1 protein-coding gene is annotated in these 1,391 nt (G+C 44.5%); it reads right to left on the bottom strand.

All coding sequences use genetic code 11. The features are described 5' to 3' along the window. Window positions 1–270: 270 nt before the first annotated feature. Window positions 271–1,305 (bottom strand): IS110 family transposase, encoded by a 1,035-nt coding sequence (locus ACNKW3_RS19775; protein ID WP_427401057.1) that lies wholly within the window; start codon window positions 1,303–1,305, stop codon window positions 271–273. Window positions 1,306–1,391 lie beyond the last annotated feature (86 nt).

Here is a 1,391-nt window from a genome sequence, read left to right as displayed (position 1 = left end):
CTACGAAGAATCGTCATCGTGTATATGGACTCCCTTTTCAGATCAAGGATTATTTGGACATTTTTAGGAAGAATGCATGCGTATATTCGGACTCTTGGTGAGTTGCGAGCTCTGGCCCCGGATGTATTCGCTCCTTCGTGCCTCCCCGACGCAACGGTATAGTTCATACCTCCACGATGATCAGGCTCTCGAAGGTCGGTCTTACCTATTTACTGTCCGCATATCTTTGATTTGAAATTAAACTAATAGTGGCTGCTTTTGCCCGTCTTTTTAAGTTGCATTGGGAGCTCGATAGTCTTCACCATGTTTGAGTATTGCCCATGCGGTTCTTATCGTCTTATTAGCGAGTGCTACTGCTGCTCTTCGTTTTCCGGCTCGTTCAATGAGCCCTTTCAACCACACTTCTTTTGCATTCCTAGGTATTCGCTTTTCAACGACTTTGACGACCGCTAATGCCCCTTGAATAAGCGTCGAACGCAAGCGTTTATTTCCGCTTTTTTTTCCTATGCTTCCTAGCACCACAACACCACCCGTGGAGTATTGTTTTGGTGTTAAGCCGATACAAGCTGATGCTTCTCGACCATTTTTAAAGCTAGCGCCTTTGCTGCCCAGTGCTAAGATAAGATTTAACGCGTTGATAGGACCAATGCCTTCTAAGGCCATAAGTTGCTGACACTGTTCATTTTGTTTAATTGACTGAGAAAGCTTTTTCTCTACACTTGCCAGATGTTGCTCAGCGTCAAGGTAAGACTGGTACATATCAAAAATTTGCGGTCTAAGTATATTTGGCAGCCCATTCTCAGCATCTTCTAGGATGTCAGGAATATCTCGTTTGAACGCACTAATGCCTTTGCTAATCACTATCCCAAACTCATAAAGCAATCCTCTTATCATATTACTGACAGCGGTTTGGTTATCGATGAGATGCTGACGGATACGCTCGATAGACTGAAGCGCTTGTTGGTCAACGGTTTTAATCGCTACGCTCTTGATGTTTGGAGATGAACTGGCAACGGCAATAGCCAATGCGTCGTTCTTATCGGTTTTATGTCCTTGCCGGAAGGCTGAAACATGCTTAGGGGTAATTAGTTGCGCGCTGTGACCATATTGCCTAACGTATCGAGCCCAATAATGCGCAGAGCCACAAGCTTCAATGACCACATGCGCTTTAGTTTGCTTGGCTAACCATGTTTTCAGTTGCTGCCTATTAAAAGCTTTATCCGTTGTCACCTTATTATTAATTAACCGGACGGCATGGAATGAAGATTTTGCGATATCAATAGCAATGAGGTTATGATGATTCATGTATGGACTCCAAGGTAAAGGTTTTGTCGCTTATTACGCTACTCCCTCTAAGGGAGGGAGTCCATACATCGGCGCAGGCCACGACC

This window comes from Glaciecola sp. 1036 (assembly GCF_050306235.1).
Classification (GTDB): Bacteria; Pseudomonadota; Gammaproteobacteria; order Enterobacterales; family Alteromonadaceae; genus Glaciecola.
This window is presented reverse-complemented; position numbering and strand designations above follow the sequence as displayed.